Below are 2004 nucleotides of genomic sequence, written 5' to 3'. Positions count from 1 at the left end.
CGGCACCACCGACGCCTACCAGCCCTGGACGATCACCTGATGGAACTGCTCGTCACCTACGACGTCGACACCACGACACCGGAAGGCGAACGACGGCTCCGCCACGTCGCCAAGACGTGCGAAGGCGTGGGACACCGGGTACAGAAGTCCGTCTTCGAAGTCGTCTGCACCCCGGCCCAACGACTCGCCCTCGAAGCCCGCCTGCTCGCCATCATCGACCCCCACCGAGACTCCGTGCGCATCTACCACCTCGACCGCGGAACCTTCGACACCGCCAAGCACCTCGGAGCCGCGACCGACGCCGCCCACCGAGACCCCCTCATCATCTGAAGCTCCCCACACAACACCGAATGTGTGCCGACCACAGCCCGACAGCTGTCGCCAGCGTGATGACGCCCAACGGAAAGCGGCCAGCCGCCTGTCCACCAACCGGTCGCCATCCGCCCGGAACCGCACAGGCGCCGGCGCGAGGCGTCAACTCGGAAACACCGGCCTGACGGTTCGGAACCCCATGCGTGTCATGACACGCCGACAGGTTCCCAAGCCGGCGACGGCGCGTCATCCCAGTATCCGGGAACAGCGAGTATGGCGACAACCTCTCGGGGCCCTATTTGTGCTGTTCAGCCAGCCCAGCGCCGGCCCGCCAGGGTCGGCGAGGATCGCAACTTCCCGTACGACTCCCACCCGGGTGCGCGGGAGTCCAGCGCCGGCCCGCCAGGGTCGGCGAGGATCGCAACAGCAGCACGCCCAGCCGGGCCTTGGGCACCTGGTCGACCAGCGCCGGCCCGCCAGGGTCGGCGAGGATCGCAACACGACCGACGCGCTGGCCACGTGCGCCGCGTTGCCGCCCAGCGCCGGCCCGCCAGGGTCGGCGAGGATCGCAACGCGTCCAGCGCGGTGAGGATGCCGAACGGCTGGTCCAGCGCCGGCCCGCCAGGGTCGGCGAGGATCGCAACTCCCACAGGGAGACCAGCTCGCCGTTGATCGTGACCAGCGCCGGCCCGCCAGGGTCGGCGAGGATCGCAACGAGAACAACATCAAGGCCGACCTGTCGCGCGGACAGCCAGCGCCGGCCCGCCAGGGTCGGCGAGGATCGCAACACCCGGTCTGGTGGCCGCAGTCTCCTGGCCTATGACCAGCGCCGGCCCGCCAGGGTCGGCGAGGATCGCAACGACATCACGGTCACGTCCCAAGTTTGCGGTGTGGGTGCACCGCACGAGGATTGCGGCCTCGACCGTGTCCCCGATGTCGAGCATGGCTTTCCGTCGGCGCAAGTCCTTCAGGGCTGGCGGGGTTCGCACTACGCACGCCGTGTTGTCCGCGCGTTGTCACACTTGGCGCTGGCTTCTGAGGTTCGTAGGGATCGCGAACCGGTGCGGGTTGCTGTGGCGGGTGTCCGTGCGGTCGGTGCGAGGGATGCTCGAGTGAGTGGGTGCCGGGGGTGGCCGGCTTCGCAGGCGGTCATGATGGCGGGTCGTCCCTGGGTGGTGCTGTGGTGGGCGGCTGGGTAGGGGGCAAATCGGGTTTGTTGTCATTTGCCTCCCCCTGCGTCCCTTGCTTCGTTGATGCGGTGGCCTATCGTGGTCCGGTGCCTTCCTGATCACGGGACGTCACGGGGGCTGTCCATTCTGTTTGGCTGGTGTGGCCGTGGCGGACGTGCCGAATTCGTGTCCGCTCCTGCGGCCGACCGTCCGCAGTCCACAGTGGACTCAGTGGTCGCGTATACCGAGTGGGGAAGGGGAGTCTCATCGTGCTCGCGTGCCGATGTCCGGTGCATGGGATTGGCGGTGGTGCTGCGGAACGTTCGGTGCGTCGGGACGTCCGATAACGGCTCCGGGGTGTTCTGGGCGATTTCGTCGGGTATGGCGGATCGGGAAGGCGTGGATCCTGTGTCGGTCATGGGGCGTTGGGGCCCTGACCCTTGATGTTGGACACCAGACACACTTGGATCCTGACGATCCGGGTGGACAGGAGTCCCGTTCAGATGGTGATGAAGCACTACCC

Annotated in this window: 1 protein-coding gene and 1 CRISPR repeat array; the gene reads left to right on the top strand. The window is 67.7% G+C overall.

The window, feature by feature from the left end:
- Nucleotides 1-330, top strand: a 330-nt coding sequence (cas2, locus tag ACWEFJ_RS39190) for a CRISPR-associated endonuclease Cas2 (RefSeq protein ID WP_449716915.1), incomplete at its 5' end; no start/stop codon positions are given.
- A 299-nt stretch (nucleotides 331-629) separates the two neighbouring features.
- Nucleotides 630-1172: a CRISPR direct-repeat array (repeat unit 37 nt; unit sequence CCAGCGCCGGCCCGCCAGGGTCGGCGAGGATCGCAAC).
- Nucleotides 1173-2004 lie beyond the last annotated feature (832 nt).

This window comes from Actinosynnema sp. NPDC004786 (assembly GCF_053601135.1).
Note: the sequence above shows the minus strand (reverse complement) of the source record. Positions and strands in the feature narration are given on the sequence as shown.